Raw genomic sequence first — 17,615 nt, 5'->3', positions numbered from 1 at the left:
CTTCCAGGTACCCGTGACAATGGTGCGGACCGTCTTCACGTACAGAGAAAGCGAAACCCCACCATGGACCTCGGCGTGCGCTGGAAGCTGCACGGTGACGGGCGCACCCCCGCGCCCGGAGCGGTGGTACGCCCCGACGAACGGCTCTCCTGGCCCCGTACCGTAGGCCTCGGCGCCCAGCACGTGGTCGCGATGTTCGGCGCCTCCTTCGTGGCGCCCGTACTCATGGGCCTGGACCCCAACCTGGCGATCATGATGTCGGGCGTGGCGACCGTGATCTTCCTGCTCGCCACCCGCGGCCGGGTGCCGAGCTACCTCGGCTGCTCCCTGTCGTTCGTCGGCGTGGCCGCCGTCATCCGCGCGCAGGGCGGTACGAGCGCGACCGTGACCGGCGCGGTCCTCGTCGTCGGTGCCGTGCTGTTCCTGGTGGGGCTCGCTGTGCAGCGCTTCGGCGCGCGGATCATCCACGCCGCGATGCCGCCGATCGTCACCGGCGCGGTCGTCATGCTGATCGGCTTCAACCTGGCCCCGGTGACCGCGTCGACGTACTGGCCGCAGGACCAGTGGACGGCCTTGCTGGTCATGCTCTTCACCGGTCTGGCGGTCGTCTGCCTGCGCGGCTTCTGGTCGCGCATCGCGATCTTCCTGGGCCTGGTCTTCGGGTACGGCGTCTCCTGGGCCTTCGACCGGATATTCGGCAGGATCCACTCCATGAGCCCGAGCGGCAAGGTCACCGACCACTGGCGCCTCGACCTCTCCGGCGTGTCCAAGGCCGACTGGATCGGTCTGCCCTCCTTCCACGGGCCGTCCTTCCAGTGGTCGGCGATCCTGGTCGCGCTGCCGGTCGTGATCGCGCTGGTGGCGGAGAACGCGGGCCACGTCAAGGCGGTCGGCGAGATGACCGGCGACCCGCTGGACGACAAGCTCGGTACGGCGATCTCGGCGGACGGCGTCGCCTCCATGCTGTCCACCGCGGTGGGCGGCCCGCCGAACACCACCTACTCGGAGAACATCGGCGTGATGGCCGCGACCCGCGTCTACTCCACCGCCGCCTACTGGGCGGCCGCCGGCTTCGCCCTGCTCTTCGGAATCTGCCCGAAGTTCGGCGCGGTCGTGGCCGCGATCCCGGGCGGCGTCCTCGGCGGCATCACCGTGATCCTCTACGGCATGATCGGCCTGCTCGGTGCCCAGATCTGGCTCAACGCCAGGGTGGACCTGCGCAACCCGCTGAACCTGGTGCCGGCCGCCGCGGGCATCATCATCGGCGTCGGCAACGTGACCATGCAGTTCACCGACACCTTCTCGCTCAGCGGCATCGCCCTCGGCACCCTGGTGGCCATCACCGGCTACCACGCGCTGCGCGCCTTCGCCCCGGCCCATCTGAAGAAGCAGGCGCCGCTGCTGGACGAGGGCACGTCCAGCTACGACGCGGAGGGTCCGCGCGCCGGGTCGTAGGCGTCCGACGGACTGAACGTCCCGGCCGGGCCCGTGCGGCCGCCGGACTCCCCCGGCGGTTTCACCCACAGGCAGGCGTCGATCCGCGCCTCGCCGGTGGCCAGGGCCGGCGCCCGCCCTGCGTTCCCCCGTTCCGGCGAAGCGCCGGGCCGGTCGGCACGCCGGTCGGCCCAGGGCTGGGACCCTTCCCCCATGGCCCGGTTGGAACACTTCCCCACTCCCGTCGACGCGGTCGTCTCCCGGATGCGCGCGCTCGAAGCGGCTCTGCCCGAGCGGGACGGGGTCGCCGTGTTCAACCGCGTCTACCTCGCCGTCACCGAGGAGGTCGACCGGCGCCTGGACAGCGGGGAGTTCACCGATCCTCGGGCTGCGATCGCGCTGGACGTGCGGTTCGCCGAGCGGTATCTGGCCGCGGTCGACGCGGCGGCCGCGGACCGCCGTCCCCCCGCCTGCTGGCGGCCGCTGTTCCAGCTGCGCCGCCATCCCGGAGTACGGCCTCTGCAGTTCGCGTTGGCCGGCATCAACGCGCACATCGGCCACGACCTGGCGCTCGCCGTGGTGGACGCCTGTCGTACGCTTGGCTGCGCACCGGCCGATCTGGAGGACGAGTTCGACCGCGTGGGCGACCTCCTCGTCTCGCTGGAGGAGCGCATCCGAGAGGATCTGATGCCGGGCCCCGACCTGCTCCAGATCGCCGACCCGCTCACGCATCTGCTGGGCTCCTGGAGCCTGGAGCGGGCCCGGGACGCGACCTGGTCGGCGGCCCGGGCACTGTGGACGCTGCGCCGATGCGAGGATGTCGCCGAGGAGTTCACCGAGCGGCTGGACGCGGCGGTGGGCTTCGCCGGCCGGATGCTGCTGACCCCCCTGGCCGACTGACGTGGCGTGATCTCCTCGCTCCGCGCGGCCTCCGGAACTCGCCGGTGATCACCCTGCGTTGATCCCGTGTATCCGATTGCAGAGGAGCAGCCGTATGGCGACCAGGCTCGGGCTCGGTCTTCCCCAGATGCAGCAGTACGCACTCGGCAAGGACGTGCCCGACGTGGCACGGGCGGCCGAGCGTATCGGCTACGACAGCCTGTGGGTCTTCGAGCGCGCCCTGTACCCGGAGCCGGCCACGCAGGGCCTGTACGGCATCGAGGGCATGGCCTGGCCCGACGAGTACCGGAACACGGCGGACCCGCTGGTCACGCTCACCCTGGCGGCCGCGGCCACGGAGCGGGTCCGGCTGGGCACCAGTGTCCTGGTGGCGCCGCTGCACGTGCCGTTCCAGCTGGCCAAGGCGCTCGGCTCACTGGACGCGGCGAGCGGCGGCCGGGTGATCGCGGGCTTCGGCACGGGCTGGTCCCTGGACGAGTACGCGGCCTCGGGCGTCCGGCCCTTCGAGAAGCGCGGCGCGGTGCTGGACGAGGTCATCGCGGTGTGCCGGAAGGTGTGGGGTCCGGATCCGGTCGTCCACGACGGGCCGATCACCAAGATCGCCTCCGCGGTCGTCGGGCCCAAGCCGGCCCGGCCGATCCCGATCATGCTCGCCGCGGGCAACGAGCGGGCCCGGCGGCGGCTCGTGGACCACGCCGACGGCTGGCTGCCGGTGAACATCGGGAAACCGGAGTTGATCGCCGCCCAGTGGCGCCGGTTGCGGGAACTGGCGGACGAGCGGGGCCGCACGGAGCCGATCCAGACGGTCCTGCGGGTGAACAGCTACCGCCTGCCCAGGGCGGACGAGGGCGACGGACGGCGGCTCTTCCAGGCGAGAGTGGACCAGACCATCGAGGACCTGGTCGCGCATGCGCAGATCGGCTTCGAGGAGATCATGGTCGACCTCCAGAGCCTCGCCCGGGACGCGGAGGAACTGAAGGACATCGCGGCCGAGGTGCTGGAGAAAGCGCGGGCGGCCGGAGTCTGAGGCCGGCCGCCCGCGCTTCGGTCCTTGTTCCCGGTCAGTCCTCGGGAAGCTCCACCGGCGCGATCTCGTCGTAGACGTCACCCGGGCCCGGGTTCGACGCGTCGCTCTCGCCGCCGAAGTGGTGCATGACGCCCCAGACCGCGTTCAGCGCGGTCTGGACGGCGCCCTCGGCCCAGCCGGCCGTCCAGGAGATGTCGTCGCCGGCGAGGAAGATACCCCGCTTGTCCTCGGGCAGCCGGTCCTGCATGAAGTGCGTGAACAGGCGCCGCTGATAGCGGTAGTGGCCCGGCAGGTTGGCCTTGAACGCACCCATGAAGTAGGGCTCGTTCTCCCAGGAGACGGTCACCGGGTTGCCGATGATGTGCTTGCGGATGTCGACCTTCGGGTAGATCTCGCCGAGCGACTTCAGCATGACCTCCATCCGCTCGTTCGCGGACAGCGGCAGCCACTTCAGGCTGTCGTCGCACCAGGTGTAGGACAGGCAGATGACGGCGGGCTTGTCCGGGCCGTCGTCCAGCAGGTAGGTGCCGCGGGTCATGCGGTCGGTGAGCGTCATCGACATGACGTCCCGGCCGGTCTCTTCGTCCTTGTCCAGCCAGAACGGCCGGTCCACGGGCACGAAGAGCTTCGAGGACTCCATGTAGTGGGTGCGCTCGATCGCCGTCCAGTGGTCGATCGGGAACAGCGAGTCGTCGCAGGCGATCTTGGACAGCAGCATCCAGGACTGGGCGGTGAAGATCGCCGCCTTGTAGGTGCGGATGTCACCGTTGGCGTCGGTCACGGTGATCTGGTTGCCCGCGGTGCGGTGCAGCCGGGTCACGGCCGGGCGGGGCTCGCCGTCCACGTGCAGGGACTTCAGCGAGGTCCCGTACGGCCAGTGGACGATCTTCTCCGGCTCGCGCTCCCACAGGCGCAGCGGCAGCTGCTGGGAGCCGCCGACGATGCCGCGGTGGTGGTCGTCGGCCTCGGTGTAGACGACGCGCAGGATCTCCAGGATGGAGTTCGGGAAGTCGGTGTCCCAGCCGCCGGTGCCGAAGCCGACCTGGCCGAAGATCTCGCGGTGCCGGAAGGACTTGAAGGCCTCGGAGTCGCAGAGGAAGCCGTAGAAGGTCTGGTTGTCGAGCTTCTCGACGAGCTTCGCCCAGATCTCGCGGATGCGCGGCACGTCCCGCTCACGCATGGCGCGGTTCATGTCGGAGAAGTCGGCGCCCTCTTCGAGGCACTTGTTCCAGGCGGCGGCGACGTCCCGGTACACCTGGGGAAGGTCGTCGATCGTCTCGGCGTAGTGCGACTCGCCCTTGAGGTCCACGACGGTCGACGGGGTCGCCTCGGCCAGCGGGTTCGGGAAGGGACGCGTCTCGAGCCCGACCAGGTCGATGTAGTGCTGGAGGGCGGTGGAGGACGGCGGGAAGCGCATCGCGCCCATCTCGGCGGTCAGCGACTCGTCGCAGCCCTCGAAGCCGACCGTGCGCAGCCGGCCGCCGATCTGGTCGGCCTCGTAGACGACGGGCTTGAGTCCCATCTTCATCAGCTCGTAGGCCGCCACGATGCCGGACAGGCCGCCGCCGATGACCGCGACCTCGGTGCCGTGCTCGGTCGCGGGGATCTGGCCGAGGCCCGCCGGGTGGGCGAGGAAGTCGTCGTAGGCGTAGGGGAAGTCCGGGCCGAACATGGTGATCGGCGGCTGCTGCTCGTCGGTGTGCTCGACGGCGTTGGGCACCGTGGACGTCATGGGGTACGGACTCCTTGCACGTGGTGAAACTGGGGGGAGGCTGTGCCGGCGGCTCAGACGAGGGACCCGTACAGACCGGGGCGGCGGTCCCGCAGGTACGGGTTGGTCTCGCGGGAGGCGGCCAGGAAGGCGGGGTCGGCGTCGGCGATCACCAGCTGCTGGGCGCGGCCGGCGCGGGTGCGGGCGACGCCGTCGGGGCCCGCCAGGGTGGAAAGGCCGACGAACTCGAACTCGCCTTCCTGCCCGGCCCGGTTGACGTAGGCGACGTACATCTGGTTCTCGAAGGCGCGCACCGGGATCATCGACTCGGCGACGAACTGGAAGGGGTGCATCTGCGCGGTCGGGACGACGAGGAGGTCGGTGCCGGCCAGGGCGTGGGCCCGGACGTTCTCCGGGAACTCGACGTCGTAGCAGATCATCAGGCCCACGGTCAGACCGTTCAGCTCGGCCTGGACGACCGGCTGCTCGCCCGGCGTGAAGTGGTCGCGCTCGAAGCAGCCGAAGAGGTGGGTCTTGCGGTAGTTCGCGAGCCGGGTGCCGTCGGCGGAGATCAGCTGGGCGGAGTTGTAGACGGTCTCGCCGTCACGCTCCGGGTAGCCGTAGGCGATGGCGAGCCCGTGCCGGGTGGCGGTCTCGGCGATCGCGTCGGCGGAGTCGCCGTCGGCGGGCTCGGCGAGGCGGGCGATGTCGTCGCCGATCGCGTACCCGGTCAGGAACATCTCCGGGGCGGCCAGCAGCGCGGCACCCGCGGCGGCGGCACGGCCCGCGGCCTCGTCGAGGACCTTGAGGTTCTCGACGACGGAGCCGGGGCGGCCGGAGCTCTGGAGCAGGGCGGTGCGCATGCGTGATCCTCACCGGAACGGGGGGTTTTGGGGCCATGAAAAAGGTACGGTCGGCGCGCTCGGCCGGACAAGAAGGAGCCGTTGCGCGCCGGTGCGTCGATCGTTGCGTGCGGCGGGGGTCCGGCGGCGATTCGTTGCGCGCGCACGGGAGCGGTGCCCCTCCTCCCCGGGACGCAGATCGCGGATGGGTTCCCCACCGGACGGCGGAGACGGGGTGACGCCTGCGGGGCGATGTGCGAGACCCGCGGTCCCGGGAGAGTGGTGATCGTTCACTTCACGCGCTTGACCTGCGGAAAGGACCGTCATGAAGCGCCGTACGAAGATCGCCGCCGTTTCGTTCACCGTTGCCCTGCTGATCACCGCCGGTACGGCCGGCGCGGCGCTGGCCTCGGGGGGCACGGTGCATCCTCCCCAGCGCGAGGGGGCCGCGCTGACCGGCACCGCCCAGCTGTACCGGTCGGCCGGCGACGACATCACGTTCACCTTCGACGCGCATCTGGCGGACGCAGCGGACCCGCTCAAGGCGACCGGGACCTTCGAGTGGAGCCACTACGGCGCCGGCGACGGCGCATGGTCGCGCGCGAAGGTGGACTGCCTGGTGACCGGCGGCAAGGTGGCGGTGGTGTCCGGGGTGATCACCGCCTCCTCACCGAACCATCCGGAGTTCGTGGGCCACCGGGTCGGCATCACCGTGCACGACACCGGCGGCGTCGACCGGCTGGGGTACAGCTGGGCCGCGGTGGAACACGGCATGGGACCGAAGGACTTGCCCCGGTGCCTGTCCTCGGCCCCCTTCGAGAAGGTGAAGCAGGGCACCGGCGACTTCAAGGTCGTGCCCTGGCAACCGAAGCCGTAGGCGGTCCCTTCGCCTCCTTGCCGGTGACGCCCGGAACGACGGGGACGGCGGGACCGGCACCGTCGAAGGCGGGACGTGGATGCCGAGGGGCAGCGAGCGGGAGTGGTGGAGTGCTCCGGAGGGGGCTAGATCTGCCGCAGCCGCTCCACGATCTCCCGCAGCAGCCCCGGATCGGCGGCCGGGCCGCTGGTCACCACCCGGCAGGGCTCGTCGATGCGGATCAGGCGTGCCTCGGCCAGGTCGCCGAGGAGGACGCGGACGACGGTCAGGGGCAGGTCGGCGTCCGCGGCCAGCTCGACCACGGGGCGGGGGCCACGGCGGACCAGATCGAGCAGGGTGGCCCGCGCGCGATCGACCGCGGGCACCGGCTCGTCCGGCTCCAGCGCGGTGACCCGGGACATCAGGTCGATGGTGTGCCGGCCCTCGGGCCGGGTGCGGCCCCGGGTCACCGTGTAGGGGCGCACCATCGGCCCGCTCTCGTCCTCGTACCAGTGCTCGTCGCTCACCGCGGGATCATGGCTTGGTGCGGGCGGCGGCGTCGAGGTGGCGGCCGAGGCGGCGGACGAGCAGGGCCATCTCGTGGGCGAGCTGGCCGACGTCGGTCCGGGCCTCGCTGAGCACGGCGAGCCGGCTGCCGTGCCCGGCCGGGGTGATGAAGAGGTAGGCGTCGTCCAGCATCACCATGGTCTGCCGCACCCTGCCCGCGGCGAACCGCTCCCCCGCCGACCTGGCCAGACCGTGGAAGCCGGAGCAGACGGCGGCCAGGTGCTCGATGTCCCGCCGGCGCATGCCGTCCGAGCTGCTGAGCGGCAGGCCGTCGGCGGTGAGCAGCACGGCCTGGCGGACGTGGCCGGTACGCGCCACGAGGTCGTCCAGCAGCCAGCCGAGATCCGTACCGGGTACTCCGTCGAGCGCCTCGGCCTGCTCGGGGGTCTGATCGTCACCGGACATCATCGGTGTCCGTCCCTTCGTCGGCGCGGGTCATCGTGTGGTCGGCGCGAGTGGCCACGCCGTCGGCGGGAGCGGTCGCGTCGTCGGCGGGAGCGGTCGCGTCGTCGGCGTGGGTGCTCACGCCGGTCGCGTGGGTGGCCGCAGCGGTCGCGTGGGTCGTCGTGTCGGCCGGGCAGGGCGCCGCAACCCCCGCGTCAGCCGTCGCATCGGCCGGGGAGCGGACCGCAGCGTCCGCGTCGGCCGTCGCTTCGGCCGGGGAGCGGACCGCATGGTCCGTCGTGGGCAGGCCCTTGCGGCCGCGGTCGAGGCCGCGCTGGAAGGCGCCGAAGATCGCGCGCATCTCCTCGGCGTCGGCCTCACGCTCGGGCGTGGTCCCGCGCGGTGCCGGTTCATCACGCAACTCCCGGGCGAGGGAGGCCTGGCGGGTCCGGATGGGCAGGGCGGGGGCGGGTGCGGGCCGTTCCCCGGGGGGCGACTCCGGCGCCGGCTCCTGACTCGCCGAGACGGGAGCGGTCCGCTTCCTCGACGGCAACTCCCGCACTTTTGCGCCCTCTTCGGCGGGCCGCTGCGCAGGCATCTCGCGCGCCTCCCGTACACCGGTTGCCGTCTCGCCCTCACCGGTTGCCGCCCCTCGCTCACCGGCGGCAGCCGTCCGTACCCCGCGTCCCGGCTCCCGCACGCCAGTGGCCTCGTGCCGTGCTCCCTGCCGTGTCCCCGTCCCGGCGCCCACCGGCTCCACCTCCGCGAGCACGCTCTCCGGCAGCAGCACCACCGCTGTCGTCCCCCCGTACGGCGAGTCGCGCAGGCTCACCTCGATGCCGTGCCGGGCGGCGAGGCGGCCGACGACGTACAGGCCGAGCCGGTCGTGGCGGGTGGGGTCGAAGGCGTCGGGGTCGGTGAGGGTGCGGTGGGCCTCTGCGCGCCGGTCGGCGTCGAGGCCGAGACCCCGGTCGTCGATCTCCAGGACGAAGCCGCTGCCGACCCGCCCGGTGCGCAGGGTGACCTGGGTGTGCGGCGGCGAGAACACCGTGGCGTTCTCCAGCAGTTCGGCGACGAGGTGGACGACGTCGGCGACCGCGTCCGCCGCGACGCCGACCTCCCGCATCGGCGGCACCACCACGCGCGCGTAGTCCTCGATCTCGCCGACGGCCGAGGCGACGACGTCCGCGACGGGCACCGGCCGGCGCCAGCGGCGGCCGGGCGCGGCGCCGGAGAGGATGATCAGGCTCTCCGCGTGCCGGCGCATGCGCGTGGTCAGGTGGTCGATGCGGAACAGCTCGCGCAGGACGTCCGGATCCTCGGTGCGCCGTTCCAGCGTGTCGACGAGCTTCAGCTGCCGGTGCACCAGCGCCTGGTTGCGCCGCGCGATGTTGAGCAGGACCGCGAACAGTCCCCGGCGCAAGGTGGCCTGCTTGACGGCGGCCTCGACGGCGGCGAGGCGCGCGGTGTTGAAGGACCGGCCGACCTGCCCGATCTCGTCGTCGCGTACCTCGTCGGCGGCGAGCGGCGGTGCCTCGGTGACGGCGTCCACCTCCTCCCCGGCGCTCAAGCGGCCCATGACGTCCGGCAGCTGGTGTTTCGCCAGGACGTCGGCCGCGTCCCGCAGGGTCTCGAGGCGTCGCGAGACACGCCGTGCACCGCGCACCGCGAACCACAGGGACAGGGCAACGGCGGCCAGCCCGACCGCGCCGACGACGGCCGCCTTGGTCAGCTCCCGGTAGGCGAAGGCCCGCCCGCGCGCGGCGGAGTTCTCGGCGGACTCGGTGCACAGCCGCATGTACCGCTTGACGGCCCGGTCGGTGGTCGAACGCCAGGTGTCGGCCGCGACGGCCCTCCCGGCCCCGGTGGCGCCGGCCCTCAGCAGCGCGTTCTCGCCCCGCACCAGTGAGCGGTGCAGGTCGTCCTGCCGGAAGCGCTCGAACAGGGCCCGGGAGTCGGCGGGCAGGTCCGGTACGTACGTCCGCTCGAAGACGCGCCGGTCCTCGATGGTCGCGGTCAGGCTGTCGTACTGCCGGTCGGTGAGCGTGCCGGCCGCCCGGGCGCCGGCGACCAGGGCGTCCTCCCGGGACACGAACTCCCGTACCCGGACCAGCTCGATGACGACCTGTGCCTCGCGGGCGAGCTGTCCGGCCTGCAGTGCGGTGAGCGTGGACTGCACGTCGAAGCCGGGTTCGACGAGGGCGCCGTACCCGTCGACGGCCCGGTCCCAGCTGATGTCCCGGGACAGCACGCGCTCGCGCAGTCCCTCCAGCATGCCGGTGGCCCTGACCATGGTGTCCAGGGCCTGCCGCTGCCGCACCGTGAGCCGGTCCCGGTCGCCGTCCCGGATCGCCTGCCGCATGGCGTCCACGGCACGGTCGGTACGGCGCTGCTGCCCGAGCAGCTGCCCGGCGGTGGTGGTGTCGAGGCGGGCGCCCAGGTAGGCGGCGGACATCCGGCGCTCGATCTGGATCTGCCCGATCGCGGTGTCCACGGGCGTGCCGAAGTCCTCGTACACCCCCTGGAGCCGGATGAGCGCGCGCAGCTCGGCGGTGACGGACACCATGGCGAAGCTCCACAGGACCATCAGGGCGAGGGCCGGGGCGAGCGCGAGCGCCACGATCCGCGCACGGACGGTGGTGGGACGGCCGAGGGGCCAGCGCATGGAGTACCTGCCGGTGTTACCAGTCAGTAGAAAGTGCGGGCACAACCTACGGGATGGCCACCGCCGCCGCAATGGTGACCTGCGGTAACCCCGGGTCACCACACTCAGCGGAACGGGAAAGGGGGAACGTGTGGGGGACGTCAGGACAGTGCCGCTGCCGTACGTGGAGACGCCCACGGCCGTCGTCACGGCCGGCGCGGACGCCGCCCGGCGGGCGATCGGCGAGGTGCTGGACGGAGCCGTCACCGACCGGATCCGTGTGGCGCCGCCTCGCCGGCTGCGCGGACCGCACCGCGTCGGGGCCGCGTCCGCAGAAGGTGAGTTCCACGGTGCGCGGGTTCCGGGGTCCGCCGCCGAGCCGGGCCGGGAGCCCGGGCTCACCGGTCGGCACCGCTTCCCGGCGTACGCCCTGACCTTCCGTCTCGAACCGGAAGGCCCGGGCCTCACGCACGTGCCCGCGGAGACGCGGGCCGTCTTCCCCGGTCCGGCCGGGCGGCTCTACCGCCGGCTGGTGATCGGTACGGGATCCCGGCGGCCCCCGTGCGCCGCATGCCGACCACCATCGGCCGCCGGGCGAGCCGAGGGCCGGCGGACGAGCCGGGGTCCGGCCGACGGCGACCGACCAGCATCGGCCGGCGGGCGCGGCGCGGGCCTAACCCGGCGCGCCGGAAGAGAACCGCCGCAGCAGCGGCGACAGCACCAGCACCGACTTGGTACGTTCCACGAACGGCTCGCCGGCGATGCGCTCCAGCACTCGCTCGAAGTGGCGCATGTCGGAGGCGAAGACCTGGACGATCGCGTCCGCGTCGCCGGTGACGGTCGACGCGGCCACGACCTCCTGGTAGCGCTCCAGACCCCGCTGGATGGTCTCCGGCGAGGTGTTGCGCCGGCAGTGGATCTCGATGAACCCCTCGGTCTCCCAGCCGAGCGCCGCCGGGTCCACCCGGACGGTGAACCCGGTGATGGCTCCGGTGGCGCGCAGCCGGTCCACGCGCCGCTTCACCGCGGGCGCGGACAGGCCGACCAGCTGCCCGATGTCCGCGTAGGAGCGGCGGGCGTCCTCGGCGAGGGCGTGCACGATGCGTTCGTCGAGATCGTTCAGCACAGGGGGTCGTTCACTTCTTCGGTTCGGTCACTTCTCTGCCGTCACCGCGAGGACCTCACCGGTCGCGAGACAGGAACGGCGATAGCCGTATACGAAGTAGAACACGAGCCCGACGGCCATCCAGACACCGAACACGATCCAGGTGACGGTGGACAGACTCCCCATCATCCACACGCAGAAGGCGAAGCCCAGCGCGGGCAGCACCGGCGACAGCGGGACGCGGAACGTGCGCTTCATGTCCGGGCGGGTCCGGCGCAGCACCACCACGGCCACGTTGACCAGCGCGAAGGCGAACAGCGTGCCGATGCTGGTGGCGTCGGCCAGCTGACCCAGCGGAATGGCGGCGGCGAGGACACCGCAGAACAGGGACACGATGATCGTGTTGGCGCGCGGCGCGCCGGTCTTCGGGTGGACCTTGGCGAAGACCTTGGGCACCAGGCCGTCGCGGGACATCGCGAAGAGGATGCGGGTCTGGCCGTAGAGCACGGTCAGGACGACGCTGGCGATGGCGATGACGGCGCAGAAGGCCAGCAGGGTGCCCCAGAAGCTCTGCCCGGTGACGTCCTTCATGATCTGGGCGAGGGCGGCCTCGGAGTTCTCGAACTGCCGCCACGGCTTGGCGCCGACCGCGACGGCCGCGACCAGCACGTACAGGGCGGTCACGATGACCAGGGACAGCATGATCGCGCGGGGCAGGTCTCGCTGGGCGTCCTTGGCCTCCTCACCGGCGGTGGAGGCGGCGTCGAAGCCGATGTACGAGAAGAACAGGGTGGCGCCGGCCGCGCTGACGCCGGCCATGCCGAGCGGCATGAAGTGGGAGTAGTTGCCCGACTTGAAGCCCATGAAGCCGATGGCGCAGAAGAGCACCAGCGCGGCGATCTTCACGCACACCATGATGGTGTTGGCCCGTGCGGACTCCTTGGCGCCGCCGAGCAGGAACACCATCGCGAGGAGCACGACGATCAGGGCGGGCAGGTTGAAGACGCCGCCGTCGACGCCGGGCGGGTTGGTCAGGGCGTCCGGGATCGTCACGCCGATGGTGCCGCTGAGCAGCTCGTTGAGGTACTCGCCCCAGCCGACGGCCACGGCGGCGACCGAGACGCCGTACTCCAGCAGCAGACACCAGCCGCAGACCCAGGCGATCAGCTCGCCCATCGTTGCGTATGCGTACGAGTACGAGGAACCGGCGACCGGGATGGTGCCGGCCAGCTCGGCGTAGGACAGGGCCGAGAACAGCGCGGTGAGACCGGCGATCACGAAGGAGAGGGTGACGGCCGGCCCCGCCTTGGGGACGGCCTCACCGAGGACGACGAAGATACCGGTGCCGAGAGTGGCACCGATGCTGATCATGGTCAGCTGCCACAGCCCGAGGGACCGGCGAAGCTGCCCTCCCTCGCCCTGCCCGCCCTCTGCGACCAGGCGTTCCACGGGCTTGCGACGCATCAGGCGCGCGGCGACGCCCGGGGACGCGGGGGCGGCCGTTGTCTGGTTCTGCGGGGGTGCGCCTTGGTCGAGCACTCGCTGGCTCCTTATCGCTGCCGGTCATTGCGGACGGGGACCGGTGGCAGCCCTGGGAGGCAGGAACCATCCGAGCGGGGTCCCCACCACGCTACGTACAGCTGAGCACCCTACGGGGCACGCCTTCACGGGCGTAATGCAGCAACCTTGCACACAGCCGCATGATCATTGCGTTCCTCGCGCCGGGATGCCTATTTGTTGCGCACGGGCTGTCGACCGTTGCACAGCGGCCCCACAAGCCCCGTTTCTCACCTTTCCTCCCCCCCATGACCCGGAGGAGGCAGGCCGGAGACCCCGGGAACGCCGACGGCCCCCGATGTTCCCGACTGCGGGGTCAACGGGGGCCGGAGGAAGGGGTCCTGCGGGTCAGTTCCAGCTGGCGTGCAGCGGCTTGCCCTCGGCGTAGCCGGCCGCGCTCTGGATGCCGACGATGGCCTTCTCGGCGAACTCCTCCAGAGAGCCGGCACCGGCGTAGGTGCAGGAGGAGCGGACGCCCGCGATGATCGAGTCGATCAGGTCCTCGACGCCCGGGCGGGCCGGGTCGAGGAACATGCGGGAGGTGGAGATGCCCTCCTCGAACAGTGCCTTGCGGGCGCGGTCGTACGCGGACTCGTCCGACGTCCGGTTGGCCACGGCACGCGCGGAGGCCATGCCGAACGACTCCTTGTAGGCGCGGCCGTTGACGTCGTGCTGGAGGTCACCCGGCGACTCGTACGTGCCCGCGAACCAGGAGCCGACCATCACGTTGGACGCGCCGGCGGCGAGGGCCATGGCCACATCGCGCGGGTGGCGGACACCGCCGTCGGCCCAGACGTGCTTGCCGTACTTCTTGGCCTCGGCGGCGCACTCCAGGACCGCGGAGAACTGGGGCCGGCCCACGCCGGTCATCATGCGGGTGGTGCACATGCCGCCCGGGCCGACGCCCACCTTGATGATGTCCGCGCCGGCGTCGATGAGGTCCTTGACGCCCTCGGCGGAGACGATGTTGCCGGCGACGATCGGCACCTGCGGGTCGAGGGCGCGCACCACCCTGATGGCACTGATCATCGACTCCTGGTGGCCGTGCGCGGTGTCGATGACGAGCGTGTCCACGCCCGCGTCGAGCAGCTGCTTGGCCTTGCCCGCGACGTCGCCGTTGATGCCGACGGCCGCGGCGATGCGCAGCTTGCCCCGCGCGTCGACGGCCGGGGTGTACAGCGTGGCGCGCAGGGCGCCCTTGCGGGTGAGGATGCCGGCGAGCTTGCCGTCCTTGTCGACGGCCGGGGCATAGCGGCGGTTGGCCGCGTCCAGCCGGTTGAAGGCCTCGCGCGGGTCGATGTCCGCGTCGAGGAGCAGCAGGTCCTTGGACATGACCACTTCGAGCTGGGTGAAGCGGTCGACGCCGGTCAGGTCCGCGTCGGTGACGACGCCGACGGGCCGCTGGTTCCCGTCCACGACGACACCCGCGTTGTGGGCGCGCTTGGGCAGCAGCGCCAGGGCGTCGGCGACGGTCTGGTGCGGGGCCAGCACGATCGGGGTGTCCAGCACCAGGTGGCGGCTCTTCACCCAGGAGACGACCTCGGTGACGACGTCGATCGGGATGTCCTGCGGGATGACCACCAGGCCGCCGCGGCGGGCCATCGTCTCGGCCATGCGGCGGCCGGCGACGGCGGTCATGTTGGCGACGACGAGCGGGATGGTGGTGCCCGTGCCGTCCGGCGAGCTGAGGTCCACGCCCTGACGCGAGCCCACCGCGGAGCGGCTCGGCACCATGAACACGTCGTCGTACGTCAGGTCGTACGCGGGCTGGATGTCATTGAGAAAACGCACGTGCTGCACATCCCGGTTGATCAGAGGTGGCCCCCGGACAGGTGTGCCAGGGGGAAAGAGCACGTACTTCATTCTCCCATGTCATTGCCGGTGTCCTGCCCCGACAGAACCTCCAGGGTGCTCACCGATCAGCTAGGAGGATCGTCCAAGGGCCAGAACGACGGCGAGGGAGGGAGTGCGGTCCGCCGCCTCGGTGAACACGTCCTGCGCCGTCCGCCACTCCTCCGGGCGCGCCTCGGCGTACGCCTGCCAGCCCCGCACGACGATCAGCAGCCCCTGCTCGACGGCGCCCTCGGGCCAGACGGTTTGGTCGGAGAGCGAATCGGCCAGCGCGTCCCAGTTGCGGCCGAACCAGTCGGGGAGCGCGAGGGCCCGGGCGACGCGGTCCATCAGTCCGGCCTTGTCCCCGACTCCGTCGAGGTCCAGCGCGACCGGGAAGCGGCCCGTCAGGTCTTCGCTCATCTCAGTACCGCCCGGAACGACTCGTAGTGATCATCGGTGTAGTAGGTCTCCCCGCCCCGTCCGGTGATGACGCGCCGGGCCCCGCGGTCGCGGGAGCGGGGGGTCCGCACGGTGTACTCGTGGTAGTAGCCGCGCTGGTGCTTGGGCAGACGCCCCTCGACGTTCCCGAAGACCGCCCCGTCCCTGGCATAGGGGTAGGGACCGCCCTTGTCGATGAGGGTGAGCGTCCTGCGGGCCTCGGCGGGGAGCCGGGACTCCTCGACGGTGCCCATCCCCTTCGCCCACGCGGGGGTGGACGCGCTCGGGACGGTGGCGGTGCCTGGGTGGGACGAGCATCCGGTCAGCAGGACGCAGAGCCAGACCAGCAGTCCCGCGAGCGCACGGGGGACGAACCGCGGCAGCATGCGGACGATGCTGCCACGGCCGTCCCGTCAGGACGACGCCACGACCCTCCGGATGCCCTGTCAGGAGCCGTCCGGGTCCGAGCGGCTGAGGGCGGGCTTCGGCGTGGGCCCCGCCGTCATCAGGTAGTCCGCGGCGGAGGTGTCGGTCACCAGGCTGGTGACCAGCCCCGAGCGCAGCACCGCGTCGATCGCGGCCGCCTTGCGCTGCCCGCCGGCGATCGCCACGACCTCCGGGATACGGCGCAGCTGGTCGGCCTTGACCGTGATGCACCGCTCCCCCAGGTCCCGGCCGATCCGGCGCCCCTCGGCATCGAACAGGTGCGCGGCCATCTCGGCGGCGACACCGAGCGAGGCGTAGTGCGCGCGCTCCTCGTCGCTGAGCATGTCGTGCACCGTGGAGATGCCCGGCTCCCAGGAACCGATGGAGACGCAGGCGACCGTGACCTTGTCGAAGTACTCGAAGGCCCGGGCGATCCCGGTCTGGTTGCGCAGTGCGGCCGCGGTGGCCGCGTCCGGCAGCAGCATCGGCGCGTAGATGGGGTGGGCGTCACCGCCCGACACCTGGGCGGCACGGCGCACGGCCTCGACCGAGCCACGCTCCGAGGTCCCGGCGTCGTACACGCCCGTCAGCTGCACCACCGTGCACGGCGGCAGCCGGTCGAGCGCCGCCGCCATGTGGATGGTGGACCGGCCCCAGGCCAGGCCGAGCACGTCCCCCTCGTTGACGAGTTCGCCGAGCAGGTCGGCGGCGACCTCGCCGAGGTTCTCGGGGTCGGGGGTCTCCTCGGCGTCGGCCGGGGACTCGACCACGACGGCGTGCCTCAGGCCGTAGCGGGCGCGGAGCGCGTCTGAGCGCTCGGCGTCCAGCTCGGCCGGCACACGGATCTCGATGCGTACGAGATCCCGTTCGAGGGCCGTTTCCAGGACCCGGGCCACCTTGAAGCGGCTGACGCCGAACTCCTCCGCGATCTGGATCTTGGACTTGCCCTCGAGGTAGAAGCGGCGGGCCATGGCCGCCGCCTGCACCAGCTCAGCGGGTCCCATCCGCATGGCTGACCGGCCCGCCGACATACCCGACACGGCGATCTCCTCACTGCTGTTCACACTCTGGATTCGCCGTTCATCCTTGCAGATTCGGCGCAACTGCTCTGCCCTGATGGGCGCCGTTCACTTAACCGTTCATCTAGCTGTGGCTCAGTGGTCGCATGCCCACGAGGCCTTGGCGGTGGACGTCTCCGCCTGGCTGCGCAGTGCACGGACCGCCTCGGCCGGGTCCGTCGCCCCGTACACGGCCGAGCCGGCGACGAACACGTCCGCTCCCGCGTCCGCGCACCGCTCGATCGTCGAGGCCGAGACACCGCCGTCGACCTGCAGCCAGAGCTGGAGACCGTGCTTGTTGATCAGCTCACGGGTGCGGCGGATCTTCGGCAGCATGATGTCGAGGAACGCCTGGCCGCCGAAGCCCGGCTCGACCGTCATGATCAGTAGCATGTCGAGTTCCGGCAGCAGGTCCTCGAACGGCTCGATCGGCGTCGCCGGCTTGAGCGCCATCGAGGCGCGGGCACCCTTGGCGCGGATCTCCCGGGCGAGCCGCACGGGGGCGGCGGCGGCCTCCACGTGGAAGGTGACCGACGAGGCCCCCGCCTCCACATACCGGGGAGCCCAGCGGTCGGGGTCTTCGATCATCAGATGGCAGTCCAGCGGGGTGTCCGTCGCACGGGCCAGGGACTCCACGACCGGCACACCGAGCGTCAGGTTCGGGACGAAGTGGTTGTCCATGACGTCGACATGGAGCCAGTCGGCGCCCTGGACCGCCTTGGCCTCCTCCGCGAGGCGGGCGAAGTCGGCGGACAGGATGCTGGGGTTGATCTGCACGGCCATGACCCAAGCCTGCCATGTCCGGGGCACTGATGTTCCCACCGGTCCACAGG

Annotated in this window: 16 protein-coding genes and 1 pseudogene; 4 read left to right on the top strand and 13 right to left on the bottom strand. The window is 71.6% G+C overall.

Annotation, left to right across the window (positions count from 1 at the left end; all coding sequences use genetic code 11):
- Positions 1–63: 63 nt before the first annotated feature.
- Positions 64–1,455, top strand: coding sequence for a solute carrier family 23 protein (locus ABZ079_RS12265; protein WP_356939331.1), 1,392 nt, complete (start codon positions 64–66; stop codon positions 1,453–1,455).
- Here ABZ079_RS12265 and ABZ079_RS12260 read toward each other — a convergent pair.
- A pseudogene (locus tag ABZ079_RS12260) lies at positions 1,422–1,574 on the bottom strand (glycoside hydrolase family 6 protein); the annotation flags it as partial. The gene ABZ079_RS12265 and the pseudogene ABZ079_RS12260 sit on opposite strands and share 34 nt — an antisense overlap.
- Positions 1,575–1,647: 73 nt before the next feature.
- On the opposite strand from ABZ079_RS12260, the gene ABZ079_RS12255 reads away from it, so the two are divergent.
- Positions 1,648–2,334: a DUF5995 family protein gene (locus tag ABZ079_RS12255; RefSeq protein ID WP_356939330.1), complete on the top strand. Its 687-nt coding sequence runs from the start codon at positions 1,648–1,650 to the stop codon at positions 2,332–2,334.
- 94 nt (positions 2,335–2,428) lie between these two features.
- Entirely contained in the window at positions 2,429–3,361 is a 933-nt protein-coding gene (locus ABZ079_RS12250; RefSeq protein WP_356939329.1) for an LLM class F420-dependent oxidoreductase, read from the top strand.
- A 34-nt stretch (positions 3,362–3,395) separates the two neighbouring features.
- Here ABZ079_RS12250 and ABZ079_RS12245 read toward each other — a convergent pair whose 3' ends face one another.
- Both ABZ079_RS12245 and ABZ079_RS12240 read right to left on the bottom strand, forming a co-directional pair.
- Positions 3,396–5,093 (bottom strand): NAD(P)/FAD-dependent oxidoreductase, encoded by a 1,698-nt coding sequence (locus ABZ079_RS12245; protein WP_356939328.1) that lies wholly within the window; start codon positions 5,091–5,093, stop codon positions 3,396–3,398.
- A 53-nt stretch (positions 5,094–5,146) separates the two neighbouring features.
- A complete protein-coding gene (locus ABZ079_RS12240; RefSeq protein ID WP_356939327.1) occupies positions 5,147–5,935 on the bottom strand; it encodes a carbon-nitrogen hydrolase family protein in 789 nt (262 codons plus the stop codon).
- A 304-nt stretch (positions 5,936–6,239) separates the two neighbouring features.
- Here ABZ079_RS12240 and ABZ079_RS12235 point away from each other — a divergent pair, with 304 nt between their 5' ends.
- Positions 6,240–6,791, top strand: coding sequence for a Repetin (locus tag ABZ079_RS12235; protein ID WP_356939326.1), 552 nt, complete (start codon positions 6,240–6,242; stop codon positions 6,789–6,791).
- Positions 6,792–6,916: 125 nt separating this feature from the next.
- Here the strand turns inward: ABZ079_RS12235 and ABZ079_RS12230 are convergent, their stop codons facing one another.
- From ABZ079_RS12230 to rpe, 10 genes are all read right to left on the bottom strand, one after another.
- Complete coding sequence (locus tag ABZ079_RS12230; protein WP_356939325.1) at positions 6,917–7,297, bottom strand: DUF742 domain-containing protein; 381 nt, start codon at positions 7,295–7,297, stop codon at positions 6,917–6,919.
- 7 nt (positions 7,298–7,304) lie between these two features.
- Complete coding sequence (locus ABZ079_RS12225; protein ID WP_356939415.1) at positions 7,305–7,742, bottom strand: roadblock/LC7 domain-containing protein; 438 nt, start codon at positions 7,740–7,742, stop codon at positions 7,305–7,307.
- Entirely contained in the window at positions 7,732–10,386 is a 2,655-nt protein-coding gene (locus ABZ079_RS12220) for a nitrate- and nitrite sensing domain-containing protein (RefSeq protein WP_356939324.1), read from the bottom strand. Before ABZ079_RS12220 ends, ABZ079_RS12225 begins: the two co-directional genes overlap by 11 nt.
- Positions 10,387–11,038: 652 nt before the next feature.
- Positions 11,039–11,491, bottom strand: a complete 453-nt coding sequence (locus ABZ079_RS12215; protein WP_356939323.1) for an Lrp/AsnC family transcriptional regulator — start codon at positions 11,489–11,491, stop codon at positions 11,039–11,041.
- Positions 11,492–11,518: 27 nt separating this feature from the next.
- Positions 11,519–13,009 (bottom strand): amino acid permease, encoded by a 1,491-nt coding sequence (locus ABZ079_RS12210; RefSeq protein ID WP_356939322.1) that lies wholly within the window; start codon positions 13,007–13,009, stop codon positions 11,519–11,521.
- A gap of 366 nt (positions 13,010–13,375) precedes the next feature.
- The gene (locus tag ABZ079_RS12205; protein ID WP_356939321.1) at positions 13,376–14,818 is read right to left on the bottom strand and encodes a GuaB1 family IMP dehydrogenase-related protein; all 1,443 of its coding nucleotides are present in this window, start codon (positions 14,816–14,818) and stop codon (positions 13,376–13,378) included.
- 132 nt (positions 14,819–14,950) lie between these two features.
- Positions 14,951–15,280 carry a barstar family protein gene (locus ABZ079_RS12200; protein ID WP_356939320.1) on the bottom strand — a complete coding sequence of 110 codons (330 nt, stop codon included), beginning with the start codon at positions 15,278–15,280 and terminating at the stop codon, positions 14,951–14,953.
- A complete protein-coding gene (locus tag ABZ079_RS12195) occupies positions 15,277–15,684 on the bottom strand; it encodes a ribonuclease domain-containing protein (protein ID WP_356939319.1) in 408 nt (135 codons plus the stop codon). The genes ABZ079_RS12200 and ABZ079_RS12195 overlap by 4 nt, the downstream gene beginning before the upstream one ends.
- Positions 15,685–15,744: 60 nt before the next feature.
- A complete protein-coding gene (locus ABZ079_RS12190) occupies positions 15,745–16,788 on the bottom strand; it encodes a sugar-binding domain-containing protein (protein WP_356939318.1) in 1,044 nt (347 codons plus the stop codon).
- A 90-nt stretch (positions 16,789–16,878) separates the two neighbouring features.
- On the bottom strand, positions 16,879–17,565 hold the full coding sequence (gene rpe, locus ABZ079_RS12185) for a ribulose-phosphate 3-epimerase (protein WP_356939317.1): 687 nt from the start codon (positions 17,563–17,565) through the stop codon (positions 16,879–16,881).
- Positions 17,566–17,615: the final 50 nt, after the last annotated feature.

It is taken from the genome of Streptomyces sp. NPDC006314 (assembly GCF_040613075.1).
In the GTDB taxonomy this organism is placed as follows: domain Bacteria; phylum Actinomycetota; class Actinomycetes; order Streptomycetales; family Streptomycetaceae; genus Streptomyces.
This window is presented reverse-complemented; position numbering and strand designations above follow the sequence as displayed.